At 28.6% G+C, this 19017-nt stretch carries 17 protein-coding genes, 1 pseudogene and 1 other annotated feature; of the genes and pseudogenes, 16 read left to right on the forward strand and 2 right to left on the reverse strand.

Features of this window, described 5'->3' with window-relative positions; all coding sequences use genetic code 11:
• Positions 1–310 precede the first annotated feature (310 nt).
• From Q5O44_RS00270 to Q5O44_RS00345, 16 genes and pseudogenes are all read left to right on the forward strand, one after another.
• A pseudogene (locus Q5O44_RS00270) lies at positions 311–565 on the forward strand (YmaF family protein).
• 162 nt (positions 566–727) lie between these two features.
• A complete protein-coding gene (locus Q5O44_RS00275) occupies positions 728–1564 on the forward strand; it encodes an undecaprenyl-diphosphate phosphatase (protein WP_022166378.1) in 837 nt (278 codons plus the stop codon).
• A 49-nt stretch (positions 1565–1613) separates the two neighbouring features.
• On the forward strand, positions 1614–1973 hold the full coding sequence (locus Q5O44_RS00280) for a GGDEF domain-containing protein (RefSeq protein ID WP_291662010.1): 360 nt from the start codon (positions 1614–1616) through the stop codon (positions 1971–1973).
• A 181-nt stretch (positions 1974–2154) separates the two neighbouring features.
• Positions 2155–2979 (forward strand): M15 family metallopeptidase, encoded by an 825-nt coding sequence (locus Q5O44_RS00285; RefSeq protein ID WP_022166380.1) that lies wholly within the window; start codon positions 2155–2157, stop codon positions 2977–2979.
• Between the two features lie 97 nt (positions 2980–3076).
• On the forward strand, positions 3077–4429 hold the full coding sequence (locus Q5O44_RS00290; RefSeq protein WP_022166381.1) for a glucose-6-phosphate isomerase: 1353 nt from the start codon (positions 3077–3079) through the stop codon (positions 4427–4429).
• Between the two features lies 1 nt (position 4430).
• Positions 4431–4874, forward strand: coding sequence for a YaiI/YqxD family protein (locus Q5O44_RS00295; RefSeq protein ID WP_022166382.1), 444 nt, complete (start codon positions 4431–4433; stop codon positions 4872–4874).
• 135 nt (positions 4875–5009) lie between these two features.
• Positions 5010–7007 (forward strand): triple tyrosine motif-containing protein, encoded by a 1998-nt coding sequence (locus Q5O44_RS00300; protein WP_291661972.1) that lies wholly within the window; start codon positions 5010–5012, stop codon positions 7005–7007.
• Between the two features lie 26 nt (positions 7008–7033).
• A complete protein-coding gene (locus tag Q5O44_RS00305; RefSeq protein ID WP_022166384.1) occupies positions 7034–7783 on the forward strand; it encodes a lytic transglycosylase domain-containing protein in 750 nt (249 codons plus the stop codon).
• 134 nt (positions 7784–7917) lie between these two features.
• Positions 7918–8176 (forward strand) — a binding site (T-box leader).
• 70 nt (positions 8177–8246) lie between these two features.
• Positions 8247–9578 carry a branched-chain amino acid transport system II carrier protein gene (gene brnQ / locus Q5O44_RS00310; protein WP_022166385.1) on the forward strand — a complete coding sequence of 444 codons (1332 nt, stop codon included), beginning with the start codon at positions 8247–8249 and terminating at the stop codon, positions 9576–9578.
• Between the two features lie 131 nt (positions 9579–9709).
• Entirely contained in the window at positions 9710–10159 is a 450-nt protein-coding gene (locus Q5O44_RS00315) for a DUF2383 domain-containing protein (protein ID WP_022166386.1), read from the forward strand.
• A gap of 279 nt (positions 10160–10438) precedes the next feature.
• Positions 10439–11119: a CPBP family intramembrane glutamic endopeptidase gene (locus Q5O44_RS00320; protein ID WP_022166387.1), complete on the forward strand. Its 681-nt coding sequence runs from the start codon at positions 10439–10441 to the stop codon at positions 11117–11119.
• A gap of 74 nt (positions 11120–11193) precedes the next feature.
• Positions 11194–11787, forward strand: coding sequence for a hypothetical protein (locus tag Q5O44_RS00325; protein ID WP_302636994.1), 594 nt, complete (start codon positions 11194–11196; stop codon positions 11785–11787).
• 219 nt (positions 11788–12006) lie between these two features.
• Entirely contained in the window at positions 12007–13749 is a 1743-nt protein-coding gene (locus Q5O44_RS00330; RefSeq protein ID WP_022166389.1) for an ABC transporter ATP-binding protein/permease, read from the forward strand.
• Positions 13742–15415 (forward strand): amino acid ABC transporter ATP-binding/permease protein, encoded by a 1674-nt coding sequence (locus Q5O44_RS00335; RefSeq protein WP_022166390.1) that lies wholly within the window; start codon positions 13742–13744, stop codon positions 15413–15415. Before Q5O44_RS00330 ends, Q5O44_RS00335 begins: the two co-directional genes overlap by 8 nt.
• A gap of 124 nt (positions 15416–15539) precedes the next feature.
• Positions 15540–16208 (forward strand): response regulator transcription factor, encoded by a 669-nt coding sequence (locus Q5O44_RS00340; protein ID WP_022166391.1) that lies wholly within the window; start codon positions 15540–15542, stop codon positions 16206–16208.
• Positions 16209–16230: 22 nt separating this feature from the next.
• Positions 16231–17304: a HAMP domain-containing sensor histidine kinase gene (locus Q5O44_RS00345; protein WP_022166392.1), complete on the forward strand. Its 1074-nt coding sequence runs from the start codon at positions 16231–16233 to the stop codon at positions 17302–17304.
• Between the two features lie 53 nt (positions 17305–17357).
• Here Q5O44_RS00345 and Q5O44_RS00350 read toward each other — a convergent pair whose 3' ends face one another.
• Together Q5O44_RS00350 and Q5O44_RS00355 are read right to left on the reverse strand one after the other, a co-directional pair.
• Positions 17358–18089 (reverse strand): ATP-binding protein, encoded by a 732-nt coding sequence (locus Q5O44_RS00350; protein WP_291661989.1) that lies wholly within the window; start codon positions 18087–18089, stop codon positions 17358–17360.
• A gap of 138 nt (positions 18090–18227) precedes the next feature.
• Positions 18228–18824 (reverse strand): ATP-dependent Clp protease proteolytic subunit, encoded by a 597-nt coding sequence (locus Q5O44_RS00355; RefSeq protein ID WP_022166394.1) that lies wholly within the window; start codon positions 18822–18824, stop codon positions 18228–18230.
• Between the last annotated feature and the right edge of the window lie 193 nt (positions 18825–19017).

Below are 19017 nucleotides of genomic sequence, written 5' to 3' on the forward strand. Positions count from 1 at the left end.
AGAAAGAGTGTAAATCAAATACAGAAATTTTACAAAAACAAATTGAAAAATGTACTATTGTTGAGATACCGAAGTATAGACATGGTGAATTAGCAATTGGTAATCCATATAAACATTTAGAATATTTAAAGAAGCTTATTTCTCAGGGTTCTATCTAGTGTGATAATTGAAGTGGTAATATCTTGCCCTCCCTTTTTTAAAATTTTCACTTATTTTAATGTAATCACTTTAGTATAATTTTATTTATGTAACATTTTCTTTCCTATTGGTATATTATGTAATATACCAATATAAAGGGGAATGATTATTTATGGCTTGTGGATGTAAAAAACGACAAAAGCATGTTCATGAAGTATTAGGAAGTGTAAAAATATAAGATGAAAAAGGAGAATGTCATAATCATAGATTTGCAGGTATGACAGGAGAAGCAGTTTCAGTAAGAAATGGCAAGAGTCATATTCATTATGTTTATGCAAAAACTGAAATTAGTGATGGACATAGACATGAATTTCAAGTTGCTACCTTAATAGAGGATCCAATTGGAGAAATAGAAGAAGATAAGTAATTCTTTGCTGCTATAATTTATTATGGCAGCTTTTTTTGTGTAAAATAAACTAAGTATTTACAGGAATTAAGAGAAATGTAATAAATAATATAACTTATGCAATGTTTTTTATGATAAAATAATAAAGTTAAATCAATAAGAAAAGGAAAAAAGGAGTTAACTATGGACATTATATTAATTTTTAAAGCAATAATACTGGGTATTGTTGAAGGAATTACTGAATGGCTGCCAGTAAGTAGTACAGGACATATGATTTTAGTTGATGAATTTATAAATCTTAATGTGTCACCTGCTTTTAAAGAAATGTTCTTTGTAGTAATTCAATTAGGAGCTGTAATGGCTGTTGTGGTGCTTTACTGGAAAAAGCTATTTCCATTTTCAACAAAAGAAAAGTTCTTAATAAAAGAAGAAACTTTTCAAATGTGGTTTAAAATTGTAGTTGCTTGTATTCCAGCAGCAGTAGTAGGAATATTATTTGATGATAAGATTGATGAACTATTTTATAACTACCAAACTGTTGCATTGGCATTAATTATGGTGGGTATTGCATTTATTATAGTTGAAAAGAGAAATAAAGGAAGAGTGTTTACTAAAACAGAGCTTTCTGATATTACATATAAGGATGCAATTATTATTGGATTATTTCAACTTATTGCAGCAATCTTCCCAGGAACATCTCGTTCAGGTGCAACTATAATTGGAGCAATAATGTTTGGAGTTTCAAGAGGATTAGCTACAGAGTTTACTTTCTTCTTAGCTATACCAGTAATGTTTGGGGCAAGCTTACTAAAAGTATTAAAATTTGGTCTTGTATTTACAGGAACTGAAATAGCAGTATTATTAATTGGAATGATTGTAGCTTTTATAGTATCTATGATATCAATTAAATTCCTAACAGATTATGTTAAGAAGCATGACTTTACTGTCTTTGGATGGTATAGAATAATCTTAGGAATAATAGTTATATTATATTTTTTAGGAAAGACATTTATTTTTTAAGATATATTTAAATGGATAGAATTTAGTTTCTATCCATTTTTTATGTGATATTGATGATTTTAAAAATGTAAATGATAAGTATGGTCATGAATGTGGAGATATGATTTTAGAGAAAATAGCTAATATTATTCAGAAGTTAGTGGAAGGCATAGGCTATGCAGCAAGATGGGGTGGCGAAGAAATATTAATTTTAAGTGAAAATAAATATATTGATGCGTATGTATTAGGAGAGCAAATAAGAAAGAAGATTGAAGATGCAGCTTTTTCTTATGAAGGTGAGGTTATTTCCATAACTATTACCATAGGTATTGGTGAGGTTAAAGACTTTTTAACAAGAGAAGCTATCTTAATTGCTGATAAAAATTTATATATAGGGAAAAGAAATGGAAAAAATATTGTTATAAAATAAGAGAAATTATGATAAGAATAAAAAGAGGTCATAATTTCTTTTTATTTTAATATTTCCAAAGAGATTGAAGAAAAATTGCAAATTAGTATAAAATAAATATGTGAAATAATTCAAAGAGTTTTTTGAATATTTAAAAAGTTATGATAAAATGAAATAGGATAAGTTAGAAAAGGGGAAAAAAATGGACTTTAAAAAGAAAAAAGTAGATGTAGCCATATTTGCATTATTGATTGTTGCATTAATATCAGCACTACTTATATTAGGCAAAGATAAAATATTTACTTCAGCAGTAGATAATAACGTACACTTAGAAGATGAAAGCAATGTAGTAAGTGAAGAAGAAACAGCAGATAATAGTGAGGAATTAGAAGCTGAAGGCAATAAAGTAAATGAAGAATTAGAAAATTTGCTGAGCATAAAAAATGATCCCTTAATGATATTAGTTAATAAGAATAATACATTAGATTCAACATATATACCAGAAGATTTAGTTTTAAGTGAAATAGATTTTATAAGTTATATAGAGACTAGAAATCTTGCTAAGGTTACAGCTGATGCAGCAAAATCAATGTTTGAAGCAGCAAAAAAAGATGGAATTATTCTTTTAGGAGCATCAGGATATAGATCTTATTCGGTTCAAGAAAATTTATATACTTCTAGAGTTATTAATGATGGGCAGGAAGAAGCTGATAGATATACAGCAAAACCAGGGCAAAGTGAGCATCAGACAGGATTAGCTTTAGATATATTAAGTGAAGATTATCAAGATATGGATGATAATTTTGATTCTACAGAAGCTTATGCATGGCTTAAGGAAAATTGCTATAAATATGGTTTTATCCTTAGATATCCAGAGGGAAAAGAGGATATAACAGGTTTCTTATATGAGCCATGGCATTATAGATATATAGGAAATAATGAAGTAGCAAAAGATATTATGGATAGGAATTTAACTTTTGAGCAATATATAGAAGAATTAGATATAAAAATTCAAGAGTTAAGTTAAATATATAAAGATTTTATTGTTAAAAATTTATACAAACAAATAAAATATGTTATAATTAACTATGATAATGATTTCACGGTTCAATGGAGGTAAAGAGATGAATAAAGGTTTAAGTTTAGATTTATCAAAAGTAATGCCATATGCAGATTTTTCTGAAATAGAAAAGATGGAAGCTATGGTGAAATGCGCACATGAAACAGTTCATGAAGGAACTGGAGCAGGAAATGATTTTTTAGGATGGTTAGATTTACCTGTTAATTATGATAAGGCTGAATTTGATAGAATTAAAAAAGCAGCAGAAAAAATTAAGAGTGATTCAGATGTACTTGTAGTAATAGGTATTGGAGGATCATACTTAGGTGCTAGAGCAGCAATTGAAATGCTTACAAATCATTTCCACAATGTATTAGATAACAGTAAGAGAAAGGCTCCACAAGTATTCTTCGTTGGAAATAACATAAGTTCAACATATGTAGCTGACCTTTTAGAAGCAATAGAAGGAAAGGATATATCTGTTAACGTTATTTCAAAATCAGGAACTACTACTGAACCAGCCATAGCATTTAGAATATTTAAAGACTATATGGAAAAGAAATATGGTGTTGAAGGTGCTAAATCTAGAATATATGCTACTACAGATAGATCAAGAGGAGCATTAAAGAACTTAGCAGATACAATGGGATATGAAACTTTCGTTATTCCAGATGACGTTGGTGGAAGATTCTCAGTATTAACTGCAGTAGGATTATTACCAATTGCAGCAGCAGGAATTAACATAGATGATATGATGCAAGGTGCAGCAGATGCAAGAGAAAAATATTCAAATCCTTCAATTAAGGAAAATGAATGTTATCAATATGCTGCTATGAGAAATGCATTATATAATAAAGGTAAAAACATAGAAGTATTAGTTAATTATGAACCAGCTTTACATTACTTCAATGAATGGTGGAAGCAATTATATGGAGAATCAGAAGGAAAAGATCAAAAGGGTATTTTCCCAGCAGCAGTAGATTTTTCAACTGATTTACACTCTATGGGACAATTTATTCAAGATGGATCAAGAACAATGTTTGAAACAGTGTTAAATGTTGAAAATCCACTTAAGGAAATTATTATAGAAGAAGCAGAAGTTGATACAGATGGATTAAACTTCTTAGCTGGAAAGACAATAGATTTCGTTAATAAGCAAGCATTTAAGGGAACTTTATTAGCTCATAATGATGGTGGGGTTCCAAATATGGTATTAAACATTCCTGAATTAAGTGCTTACTATTTCGGACAAATGGTTTACTTCTTTGAAAAAGCATGTGCAGTAAGCGGATACTTATTAGGTGTTAATCCATTTGACCAACCAGGTGTTGAAGCATACAAGAAAAATATGTTTGCTTTACTTGGTAAACCAGGTTATGAAGAATTAAAAGCTGACTTAGAAGCTAGATTAAAATAATATGAGAATAATTGTAGATGGAGATGCCTGTCCAGGTATCTCCATTATTGAAAATATAGCCAAAAAGTATAATATAGAGCTTATTTTATATTGCGATATAAATCATTACATAAATCTAAACTATGGAGAGGTAAGAGTAGTGGATAGTGGTTTTCAAAGTGTTGATATGAAAATTGCTAATGAGTGCAAGTCAGGGGATATAGTAATTTCTCAAGATTATGGAGTTGCAGCTATATGCTTAGGAAAAAATGCTAAGGTATTAAGCCCTAAGGGATATATTTATAGTAATGAAAATATTGGAGCAATGCTTGAACAAAGGCATCTTAATCAAAGGATAAGACGCGGTGGCGGTAGGATTCAAAGTTCAAAGAAGAGAACTAAAGAAGATGATATGAGATTATATAAAAATTTAATATACTTAATTGATAATGGTAATTTAGAGTAAACTATATAAAAAAATTTGTAGTTTATTCTTTTTTTATTTTATAGACAAATTTCAACTGTAAATTTAAAAATTTTGAAGTATAATTACCTTAGGAAAAATATGTAAAGACGGACTTGTTAGGAGAGGTGCATGTATATGGGGGATATGTTAATAGAATTAAATAAAAAAAATGATTTATCTATAAATGAAGAAGTTGAAATATCAGTTTCATCTGAAGTAAAAGATATAATAAATTACAAATTCATTGAAGGATATGAAGGAGTATGGAACTCTATTCAGGATTATTCTACAAAACAAAAATGTACATGGACTCCTAAGAATGTTGGAAGATATATGATTATGGTCTTAGGGGAAAGGAAATATTCTAGTAAGCCTTATTCTGAAAGGATAAATGTAGTAGTAAATGATAAAGTAAGGCTTATAAAGGATGTTCAGTTTGAAAAGAATAAGCTATATATCGGTGATAAGCTTAATATTACCGTAGTATCTGATGAGGAATTATTGCTATATAGATTTTGGATTAAAGGGGAAGTAGATTGGGAACCTCTTAGAGATTATGGTACAGATAATGTATTTAATTTTACAGCTAATAATTCAGGTGAAAAGGAAATATTAATTGAATGTAAAAGAATAGATTCATCCAATAATGTTGATGATTTTACTGTTATAAAATTAGATGTAAAGGACATAGAAGAAGTAGAAATAACTGATTTTAAAACACTTACACATAATATGATAGTTGGAGAAGAGCTTATATTTTCAGTAGAGGCTAACTATGATAATAAAAGACCTTTATTATATAAGTTTTCAAAGATATTACCAAATGGCAAAATAGTATGTGTTCAAGAATTTTCCTCTAAAAAAACAGTTTCTTTTAAAGAAAATAAAAGTGGTGAGTATAAGCTTTTATGTCATGTACGTGATATGCTTTCTAATAAAGAATATGATGATAGGGCAGTACTTTTATACAAGGTAAAACCATATGAAACTATAAAAATAAAAAGGTTTGAAACTGATATGTCATCTCCACAAAAGGCTAATGTCCAAATTAATTTAAATGCAAGAGTAGTTGGTGGGAGAGAAATTCTTTATAGATATATTATAGAAGGACCAATAGCAGATGATAGTGGATATATTAGAAGTAATAGTTATTTATGGACTCCGGAGGAAGAAGGAGAATATACAATAACATTGAAAGTAAAAGATATTTCTTATAAAGGTGATTATGAGGATATAGCTAAAATTTCGTATATCATAAATGCAAGAGGAGAAAGACCAGTTAGGATAATAGATTTAAAATGTGATGGCGGAAAATATGTACTTAAGAATAATCCAGTAAATATAAGATGTAAGGCTTGTGGAGGGAGCAAGATTTTATACCAATTTAGGATTTTTAAAGATGGCAAACTAAGAGAAAGTATTGAATATGATAAAGGTAACTGGTTAAGCTTTATCCCTGATGAATGTGGTGAATACGAAATAGAAGTAAAGGCAAAGGATTTTTATTCAGCGAAAGAGTATGATTCAAGCATATCTACTGTTATTAAAGTACAAGACTTTATTCCAGCAGAAATAAAATATGTTTTATCAAATAGTAAGGAAATATATATTGTTAATGAGACTATAGATATAGAAGTAATAATGGAAAATACCAATAATTCATTAGTAAGGTTTGTTACTTCGATTAATGGACAAGAAGTTGAGGATACAGGTTATGTTGAAAGCAAGCTTCTAAGACTTAAGCCAAGATGCCAAGGTAAATACAATGTTAATATATTTGCTAAGAATGCTAAGTCATCTAAGGAGTATGATAGTAGGGAGTTATTTTCCATATATGTTCATGAAGTTATTCCAGTGAATGGAACTAAAGTTTTTGCATCTTCTGACGAAATAAAAGTAGGCAGGGATATTACCTTTGAAGCAGAATCTCAAGGGGGAAAAGATGTCTGCTATGAATTTTATATGATGAATAAAGGAAACTGGATTTTGGTGCAAGAGTATAGTAAAAAGAAATATTATAGCTTTATACCATTTGTTAGTGGAAAATATAAAATATTAGTTTTAAGCAAGAGTTTTTATAAGAAAGTTAATTATGAAGACTACGATATAATGGAATTTAATGTAGAAGAGTAATAAACATATACAAAGGAGAAGAAGTTATGGATATATCATCTGTAGAGCAATATATAGGATATACGGTAGCTAGTCAGTTAATGAAAGAGTCATTGGGGGATGGCATGGAGTATGAATTAGTATTTCAGGCATTGCTTGAACAAATGCAGAATAATAATATATCATCAGAAGTAAGTGAAGAAGAAATTAAGGATATTATATCTAATTCATCTGTTAGTCTTGATTCGCTTCCTTTAATTAGAAATGGAGATAATATACCGTTATATGGAAATAAAAGTCTTACTTATAATTTAAGCGATTTATCATCTTTAGGTATAACAAGTAGTAATGATATAAGTGGTATTGATACAAGTTATTATGAAAATACTGATTTATCAGAAATATATGATACAGTAAATAAATATGCATCAATGTATGATGTTGACCCAGCATTAGTACTTGCAGTAATAAAAGCAGAATCTAATTTTGATGCAAATGCAACATCAGGTGCAGGAGCAATTGGACTTATGCAAGTTATGGATTTTAACTTAGAATCATTAGGTGTAGTTAATGGTTATGATATAGATGAAAATATAAGAGCTGGTGTAAGTATTCTTAAAGGTTATTTAGATGACTGTAACGGAGATATAGCTATGGCACTTATGGCTTATAATGCAGGACCAGGAACTATGATGAATAGAGGTGTAATTTCATCAGAACATCTCTATAAAATGCCTTTAGAAACACAAAACTATGTACCAAAAGTATTAACATACTATGATGAATATAATAGATAATTTATTAAAGTAGACAAACATATTTAGCTGTTTTAGTAGTTATTAGAATAAATTATGGAATATTTTTCGATAAAAAATTATAAAAATAATTATTGATATAAGTTTTTATAATTGGTATAATGAATAAAAATTATAGAAATTCGATAAAGAGAAAGAGTAAGTTATAGGATGTCCTACAGAGAGTTGGTGTATGCTGAAAGCCGATGTTCAAAATATAGCTGAAAATCATCTCCTAGAAGCAACGCAGAAAAGAAATGAGTAAGTGTTGACGTAGTCTTTCCACGTTACAGGATAAGCGTATTGATAGATGCGAGCAGAGTGCTATAAAAGATTAATATATAATTGATTTTTTATAGAATTAGGGTGGTAACACGGATGTAATCCGTCCCTTGAGTAATCAAGGGGCGGTTTTTTTATTTATTGAAAAACTATAATTAAGTAATATTAATAGGGGGAAAACAATATGAAAAAATTATCAAGAAAGGATCTATTATTTTTAGGACTAATGCTCTTCTCACTGTTTTTTGGAGCAGGAAATCTAATATTTCCACCATTTTTAGGACAATCAGCAGGAGATAAAGTATGGATTGCATTAGGGGCATTTTTAATTACAGCAGTAGGATTTCCAATATTAGGGGTTATTGCTGTAGCTAAAAGTGGAGGTTTAGAAAAATTAGCTAGAAGAGTAAATCCTCTTTTTGCGTCTGTATTTACAGTACTTATTTATTTATCTATTGGACCTTGCTTAGGAATTCCAAGAGCAGGAAGTTTACCATTTGAAATGGTGGTATCTCCATATTTACCAAGTGATATGTCAGAAACCATAGCTCGTTTATTATTTACTTTAGTATTCTTTTCAGTGGCATATTGGCTTTCATTATCGCCAACTAAGTTAGTTGATCGTATGGGAAAAGTATTAACACCAACATTATTAACTTTAATATTTGTAATTGTTATAGGAGCATTCTTTAAGCCATTAGGTTCATATGGTGAAGCAACAGGTGCATATGTAAATTCACCATTTGTTACAGGTTTCTTAGAAGGATACTTAACAATGGACACTATAGCAGCATTAAACTTTGGAATTGTTATTGCACTTGCTATTAAAACAAAAGGTGTTAAAGAAGAAAAAGCTGTAGTATCAACATCAATAAAAGCTGGATTTATTGCTGGTGGTTTACTTGTGTTAATTTATGCAGCCCTTGCACATTTAGGAGCAACTAGTGGAGGAAGATTTGGTGAAACAGCAAATGGAGCAGTTACATTAACAAATGTTACTACTTACTTATTTGGTAAACCAGGTGCAGTATTACTAGCAGTAATATTTACTCTTGCATGTTTAACAACAAGTGTAGGGTTAATTAGTTCTTGTAGTCAATATTTTGCAAGCTTATCTGATAAAATAAGTTATAAAGGATGGGTAAGAATTTTAGCTCTTTCAAGTATGATTCTTGCTAATATGGGATTAACAAAGATTTTATCTATTTCAGTTCCTGTTTTAGATATGATTTATCCAATAGCTATTATGCTAATTGTTTTAGCTATGGTTGATAAATTTATAAAAGGTAGCAGAATAGTGTATTCATTAACGATTTTATTTACAGGAGTAGTAAGTGTAATTTATGGATTAAAAGGTTTTGGTATAGAATTAGGTGATAAAATATTTGGTAATTTACCTCTTTATACTGAAGGTTTAGGTTGGTTAGTTCCAGCAATATTAGGTATAGTTCTTGGATTAATCATTAGTGCTATAAAAGAAAAATCACAAATAACAGAAGAACTTGTAAATGAATAAAAGTATAATTTAAAACAAAAGTGTTATAGAAGTAATAAACTTTACTTTTATAACACTTTTTTAATAATAAAATTAAAAAAATGAATAAATAATTTAAAAATTTGAAAAATTACTATCAAGAGGTGAATGTAATGGATAATAGTGAACTTATTAAATTATTAAACGATTTTTTAGTGGGAATTAATATGGGATCTGATACTTTCAAATCTTATGAAGAAAAGCTAGAAAATCAGGATTTAAAAAATGAATTTAAAAAGATACTTTCTACCTTTGCATCTCAAAAGGAAATAGTGGTTTCACAAATAGATAAATTAGGTGGAGAAGTTGATGAATCATTGGGTATAGGACAAGAGATTGGCAGTCTTTTTAGCAAATTAAAAGATGCACTTATAACTGATGATGAAGAGGTTTTAGAAAATGCAGTTAAGGCAATGGATATGGGAGTAAAGCAAGGTGATAAGGTAATAGGAAAAATAGAAGCTTCTGATGCTAATAGAGATATTATTGAAACCTTAAATCATATGGTTAATGAGTATAGGGAAATATCAGTTTTTTTAATGAAACTACACAAAAGTAATTAAAAATGAAAAATGAAGAATTAAAAATTAAGGAAGAAGCTCAAAGAGCTTAAGTAAAATGATGAATTATGAATGATGAATGATGAATTGAGGAAGAAACTCAAAGAGTTTCTATGAAAAAATGAAAAACTAATAAAGGTACTATAAAGAAATAATTATTATGTTCTTTATAGTACTTTTTTATAAAGATAAATGTAGTAAAAAGTTATTATGTAAATATGTTACAATAAGTTCATAGCTAAAAAGGACAAGCTAAATAAATAATAATGAGGATTTAAGGTTATGAATAAGAAAAAAGAATTGATGGCCATTATTATGCTTATAAGTATATGTTGCGCTATTATGGCAGTGGTAGATGGCTTTATACAGCCAGATTATGCAGTAAAGTCAGCTATCAAGATAGTATTGTTTTTAATATGTCCAATGATTTATTCATTGGTTCATAAGGATATTAATCTAAAGAGCTTATTTAGATGGAATAAAAAAGGAGCTAAATTAACTATTATTTTAGCTGGAGCAGTATATATGATAATAGTGGTAGCTTATTCCTTAACTAAGGGCATATTTGATTTTTCAGGTATAACAAAATCACTAAGTAATAATATTGGGGTAACAGGAGAGCGTTTTATTTGGGTTGCACTTTACATATCATTTATTAATTCGCTTTTAGAGGAGTTTTTCTTTCGTGGCTTTGCTTTTTTAACACTAAAAAAATTGACTACAAGAAAAGTTGCTTATATATTTAGTGCAATTGTTTTTGCCGTATACCATATAGCCATGATGAAAGGGTGGTTTTCTATTTACTTATATATAATAACACTAATTGGGCTATTCATTGGAGGACTTATTTTTAATTACTTAAATGAAAAGAATGAAAATATATATAGCTCATGGCTAGTTCACATGTTTGCTAATTTTGCAATTAATACCATTGGGTTTATTTTATTTTATAACCACTTATAAAAAAGAATATTACTTAGAAATAAGTTATTGAAATTATAGGTATTTATATTATGCTATTAAGCTGGGGTGTTATTATGAAGATGGATATAAAGAGAGATAAAAAGTTTATAAATATTAATAGAAAAATGAAGATAAATAATATATTGCTAAAGGGTATTTTAGTAATAATATTTATAATACTCATGATTATATTAACATTCATCTATAAAACTGTTGTAAGTAAGAAAATTAATTTATTGCTGTTAGAAAGCACAAATTTATCTAATGTAAAAATAGACAGTGCAACTATTAATGACAAGATAGATGTATTAAATCTTAATAAATATACTGATAGTCATAGACATAGTGGGGATTATAGATATTTATTTGATGAAATATGCATTGATGTGGATGAAAATGATTGTATAACATCTATTCATAGCAGATTTGATGAAGGTAAGACAGAAATAACCGTTAATGATATTAGTAATATAAAAACTATTGATGAAGTGGAAGAAATATTAGGGGAAGATTATTATGATGGAATATTTGATTGGGAACAATTTTTAAATTCTTATGTTTATTATGATAGAGAAAATAATATGGTTGCTGAATTTGTATATTTTAATTTTGATGAACAATCAGAAAATAATAGATTATTAACATGGATAAATATATATATAAAATAAGGTAAAGACACAGTTTTCTTTAAAGGATAGCTGTGTCTTTTATTAAATTTAACTTAAAAAAATATGTAATTGAGAATGATGGTCATATTCAAGTCATATTTATTCTTTATAATTTTATAAGTAATAAAGTGTTAGAAATAGCAAAGATAATTTTTAGAAATGGGAACATTGAAAATTTACCATTTCTTTGAAAATAACTTTAAAGGAAAGAGGGATACAATGATTAACAAACGATTAATGAATTTGCTTAAAGATTCTAAAAAGTATGTTGCTCAAATGGTAATCTGGAATTGGATTGCACTTTTATGCAATGTAGTATTTATTTTCTCTTTTGCATATTTACTAGAAAACTTGTTAAATAACAGTATAAATACCAATATGGTAATTATAGCAGTTGTAATTGATTTGCTTGTAGTAATAATAAGATCATTTTGTTATAAGAAATCAAGTAATGCAAGTTTCTATGCAGCAGCAGATGTGAAGAAGACATTAAGAGAAAATATTTATAATAAGTTATTAAGCTTAGGTTCTTCATATGAGGATAAGATACCTACAGCTGAAATAGTACAAGTTTCAGGAGAAGGAGTAGAGCAGCTGGAAATTTACTTTGGTAAATATTTAGCACAATTATTTTACAGTTTAGCTGCACCTGTTACGTTATTTATTATTTTAGCATTTGTTAATATCAAGGCTTCAGCTGTTCTTTTAGTATGTGTACCACTTATTCCAATATCAATAGTGGCAGTACAAAAGTTTGCTAAAAAGTTACTAGCAAAATATTGGGGAATATATACAGGTTTAGGAGACAGCTTCTTAGAAAATTTACAAGGATTAACTACTTTAAAGATTTATGAAGCAGATGCTAGAAGAACTGTAGAAATGGACAAAGATGCAGAGCAGTTTAGAAAAATTACTATGAGAGTACTTATAATGCAATTAAACTCTATAAGTGTGATGGATTTAGTTGCTTATGGAGGAGCAGGATTAGGAATAATTGTTGCGTTGTTGGAGTTTTCTAAGGGTAATCTTACAATTGGGGGATTATTTGCAATAATAATGTTATCTAGTGAATTTTTTATACCTCTTAGATTATTAGGATCATTCTTCCATATAGCTATGAATGGTATGGCAGCAAGTAAGAAAATATTTAAAATATTAGACCTTGATGAAGGTGAAGAAAAGACAGAAGTAATTGATGAAAATAACTTAGCAATATCATTTAAAAATGTAGGCTTTGCTTATGATGAAGAAAGAAGTATTTTAAATGGTGTTGATTTAGATATTAGTGAAAAAGGATTTGTATCTATAGTTGGTGAATCAGGTTGTGGTAAAAGTACTATTACTAATATTATAATGGGAAGAAATAAAGGCTATAGTGGCAATATACATATAGGTGAAAAAGAGCTTTCTAATATTAAAGAAGAAAGTATCATGAAAAATATAACATTAGTTACTCATAATCCAAATATTTTTAAAGGAACAGTGGAAGAAAATCTTCGTATGGGTAAAAATGATGCAACTAAAGAACAAATGGAGGAAGCGTTACGTAAAGTTAATCTTCTTGAGTTCATGAATGAGCAAGATGGTATTAATACTAAGCTTTTAGAACAAGGTTCTAACCTTTCAGGTGGACAAAAGCAAAGATTAAACTTGGCAAGAGCAATTCTTCATGATACTCCAGTATATATTTTCGATGAAGCTACATCTAATATAGATGCAGAAAGTGAAAATGAAATAATGGCAGTAATTAATAAACTAGCAGAAACAAAAACAGTAATTTTAATTTCTCACCGCCTTCAAAATGTTGTTAAGTCAGATTGTATTTATGCAATGAAAGATGGAAAAGTAGCTGAAGCAGGTACGCATAATGAACTTATTAATAATAATGGTGAATATGCTAGTTTATACAATAGACAAAAACAATTAGAACAGTATGGAAAAGGAGGAGCAGTAAATGAATAGAAATGGTTTAAAAGTTATGTACAAGCTAATAGGCCTTGTGCTTCCTCTAGTACATGTAATGATCGCAGCTATAACTATGGGAGTTATAGGTTTTCTTACAGCTATATTTATCATAGTTCTTGGTGGAGTAGGATTATTAAATATTTTAGGATTTGCAACAGCACTTTCATTAAAGCAAGTAATTATTGGTATAGTTATATGTGCAGTACTTAGAGGCATTTTAAGATATGCAGAGCAAGGTTCAAATCATTATATTGCTTTTAAATTGTTGGCACTTATACGTCATAAAGTTTTTATTAAACTTCGTAAACTAGCACCAGCAAAATTAGAAGGTAAAGATAAAGGAAATTTAATTTCTATAATTACAACAGATACAGAATTATTAGAGGTATTTTATGCCCATACAATATCTCCAATTATTATAGCTTTTATAACTTCAGTTATTATGACTATATTTATAGGAAGTTATAATATATTTTTAGGAGCTATTGCTTTAGTAGCATATTTTATTGTTGGAGTAATTATTCCTGTATGGTCTTCAAACCAAGGAGATGAAACAGGACAGCAATATAGAGATGAACTGGGAGATCTAAATTCTTATTTCTTAAGTAGTATAAGAGGAATAAACGATATTATTCAATATGGTGTTGGTAAAGAGCGTTTAGATGAAATAAATAGAAGAACCGATGAACTTGAAACAAAGCAAAAGTTTTTATTAAAGCAAGAAGGTAGCAATAGAGCAGTTACTGATACAGCAATACTATTATGCAGTATGGTTATGTTATTTGCAGGATGTATTCTTTACAATAAAGGACAAGTAGATTTTACACAAGTAATAATTCCATTAATTGCTTTAATGAGTTCATTTGGACCAGTAGTTGCTATAAGTAACTTATCTAATAACTTATTCCATACAATTGCTGCAGGAAACAGAGTGCTTGACCTTTTAGAAGAAGAGCCAGCTGTGGAAGAAGTAAGTGGAAAAGAAACTGTTGAGTTTGCAGATATGAAGTTAGAAAATGTTTCGTTTGCTTATGACGATGAAGTTATTTTAGAAGATTTTAATATGGAGATAAAGAAAAATACCATAATTGGTATATATGGAAAAAGTGGTTGTGGTAAATCTACTTTATTAAAACTTCTTATGAGATTCTGGGAAGTAGACAATGGATCAATTACAATTGGTGGTAAAAATATTAATGAAATAAATACATCAGATTTAAGAAAGATGCAATCTTTTGTAACACAAGATACGTATTTATTTAATGATACCATTGCTAATAATATTGGTATAGCAAAAGAAAATGCTACCATGGAAGAAATAATAGCAGCAGCTAAAAAAGCATCAATTCATGACTTTATCATGAGCCTACCAAATGGATATGACTCAAAAGTTGGTGAGTTAGGTGGAAACCTATCTGGTGGAGAAAAACAAAGAATAGGTATAGCAAGAGCGTTTTTACATGATGCCCCAATGATTCTTTTAGATGAACCAACAAGTAACCTTGATAGTTTAAATGAGGGAATAATATTAAAATCTCTTATGGAAAGCAAAGAAAATAAGACAATAATCATTGTATCTCATAGAAAATCAACAATGAATATTGCAGATGTTGTTTTAGATGTTGAAAAAAACAGCCTACAAGGAAAGACAAGAGCAAGCTAGTTTTAAGGAAAGCTAAAACAAAAATATAAAAATTATAATCAATGGATGCAAAGTGAGATATTTGCATCCATTGATTTTTTAAATTATAATTTCACTACATAGTATTTGAAGAAGGTGAGTAAGAATGTTTTCTATTTTAGTTGTTGAGGATAATGAAAGTTTAAATAAAATGATGAGTGCTAAGTTAAAAATGGAAACTTATAATGTTTTCAGTGCTTTTAATGGGGAAGAAGCGTTAGATATACTTGAGCATGAACACATAGACTTAATAATAAGTGATGTAATGATGCCAGGAATAGATGGATATGAATTAACAAGAACATTAAGAAATGCCAACTATACCATCCCTATTTTAATGATTACAGCTAAAAACCAAATTGAAGATATGGAAAAAGGTTTTGTGGCTGGTACAGATGACTATATGATAAAACCAATTAATATGAAAGAAATGACCTTAAGAGTAAATGCACTTTTAAGAAGAGCAAAGATCGCCAATGAAAGAAAATTAACAGTAGGTACTACAGTTTTAGATTACGATTCATTGACAATAATCTATGATGGAAAAGAGTATAATATGCCACCTAAAGAGTTTTATTTAATATTTAAGCTTTTAAGCAGTCCCAATAAAATATTTACCAGAATGGAATTAATGGATGAAATATGGGGTATGGATACAGAAATAGATGATAGAACAATAGATTCTCATATAAAAAAATTACGTAGAAAGTTTGAAAATTGTAGTGATTTTGAAATAATAACAGTGAGGGGTTTAGGGTATAAAGCTAAGATATAAATATAATAAGGAAGAAAGTCAAATGGAGAGTAAAAAAAGAAAGTATAAGTGGACCCTTAGAAAATATATAGCTATTGTTTCAATTTTAACTTTTATTAGTTCATGTATAATTTCTACAGCTATAACTATAGGTGCTATTAAGATATTTTATAAAGAGGCAATAACTTATGAAAAGTTGGTATTAGTTTGTATATTAATATTGGTATTAGCTTTAATAATTGCATGGTTTTCTTTATGGGTTGGTGCAGGGCATTTAACTAAGCCATTAATTGATGTAAGCAATACAGTAAAGCAGGTTGCTGAAGGTAATTTTAAAGTAAATATTAAGAGAAGAAATACCACTGATTGTGAATATGAATATATTAATGAAGTTGATGAACTTGCTAAGAATGTAAATAAGATGGTGGCTGAGTTAGATGGTATGGATTATATGCGTAAAGATTTCATGAGCAATGTATCTCATGAGATAAAGACACCTATTGCTGCAATAACAGGTTTTACTGAAATATTGCTAGATGGTAGTATAGATGAAAGTGAAAGACAAGAATATTTAGAAGTAATAAATAAGGAATCAATGAGGATTTCTAGGCTTTGTGAAAATATGCTACATATGTCTAGATTAGATAGTCAAGTAATAGTTGCTAATTTGCAAAAAATAAGATTAGATGAACAACTTAGAAAATGTATAATACTTTTAAGTGAAAAGTGGTCAGATAAGGAAATAGATTTTTCCATTGATTTAGATGAGGTGAACATTTTAAGTGACTATGATATGTTACAGCAGGTATGGATAAATTTAATTGATAATGCCATAAAGTACTCTGGTGAAAACTGCAAAATAGATATATCAGTAAAAAGATTAAATGATAAAAGTGTAAAAGTAAGTATAAGGGATAATGGAATAGGAATTGAAGAAGAAAAGCTTCATCGAATTTTTGATAAGTTTTATCAATGTGAAGAGTCTCATAAGAAAAGTGGTAGCGGTTTAGGTCTTTCCATTAGCAAAAGAATTGTTGAATTATTAAATGGAACTATAGAATGTAAAAGTAAGAAGGATTCAGGGACAACTTTCGAGGTGACATTATTACAGAAATGATAGAAGAACACAACTGTTTATAAAGAGTTGTATTCTTTATGTTTTTAACAAGATTAAAAATTATCGTCGCTTATTACTTGCTTATCCCAAATAAATAATTGCTGAGAGTTATTTAATGAAGAAAATAACTTTTCTTTTAAGTTAGGGAAGGTACCTTGTAGGTTTTTAATTAATTCTTTTACTTCCTGTCTCTTAGTATGACCATCAGCAATACATGGATTTTTAATAATTGGATATCCGTTATCTTTGACAGTTTTTTTAATCATATATTCATCTATGTACACCATTGGTCTTATAATTGATAAATTATATTTTTCCATGTATGACTTAGGTGAGAAGCAGTTTACTCTTCCTTCATAAAACATGGCCATAACGAAGGTTTCTACAGCATCATCCTTATGATGTCCAAGTGCAACCTTAGTACAGCCTAGCTTCATGGCAGCATCATTTAAAGCACCTCTTCTAAGTTTGGCACAAAGAGAACATGGATTTTTTTCTTTTCTTATATCAAAAACAATTTTAGCAATATCAGTTTGAATTTCGTAAAAAGGAACATCAAGTTTTTTACAAAGTTCATGTAGTGGACCATTATCAACTCCACCAGGATTTAGAGTAATGGCAATTAGCTCAAATTTTTGTGGAGAAAACTTTTGGTAGTTTTTCAATATATGAAGAAGAGTGACACTATCTTTTCCACCAGAAAGACCTACAGCAATCTTATCATTGTCATTTATCATATTAAAATCATTTATAGCTTGTCTAGTTTTACTTAATAGTTTTTGCATTGTCATTATTATGCTACCTCCATGCAATTAAGATGAACTTATTTTATCAGAAGCTAAAAATTTGTACAATAACAATAAATAGAAGATATAAATAAAAGACTTCAGCAAATGTTGAAGTCTTTTAAATAATATATAAAATTAGTATTCAAGTTCAGAATGAGTTGCAATAATTTTGCTTACTAAACCATAATCCATTGCTTCTTTGGCACTTAACCAGTAATTTCTATCAGTATCTTCTTCAACCTTTTCAAATGGTTGACCAGTAGCATCACTGATAATAGTATTTATTCTTTTACGTACTCTTAAAATCTCTTCAGCTTCAATACCTATATCAGTTGCCTGACCTTGGAAACCACCCATTGGCTGGTGAATCATATATCTTGTATTAGGAAGAGAATATCTATTTTCTTTGTCTGCTGCTAAATAAATAGTAATTCCTGCACTTGCTACCCAGCCTGTTCCTATAATAATTACCTTTGGTTTAACAAATTTAATCATGTCATGAATAGTATCACCAGATTCAACATGTCCTCCTTGACTATTAATAAATATTTTGATTGGTTCATCACCCATTTGTTCAAGAACTAATAATTGAGTAGTTACCTTTTCAGCTAAAGCTTGATTGATTTCACCAGAAATAACTATAGTTCTAGATTTTAATAGTTTTTCCATAGCTATATTGGAAGCGTCTTGTTTTTTTTCTTCATTTTCAGTTTCTTGACCATAAAATATCATAATGTACCCTCCTGTAAAAATTAATTTATTATTATGATAAATTTATTATACAAAAAATCCCATATAAACAACAATATTATTAATTGTAAAAGTTAACAATGTAAATATATATTTGAACCATTAATATATAAAATTATAAGAAATAAAACTAAATAATAGTGAAGAGATATTAATAATGATGTTTATGGTTTGA

Origin of the sequence: Clostridium sp. CAG:221, assembly GCA_000435835.1 — a bacterium.
In the GTDB taxonomy this organism is placed as follows: domain Bacteria; phylum Bacillota; class Clostridia; order Clostridiales; family Clostridiaceae; genus Clostridium.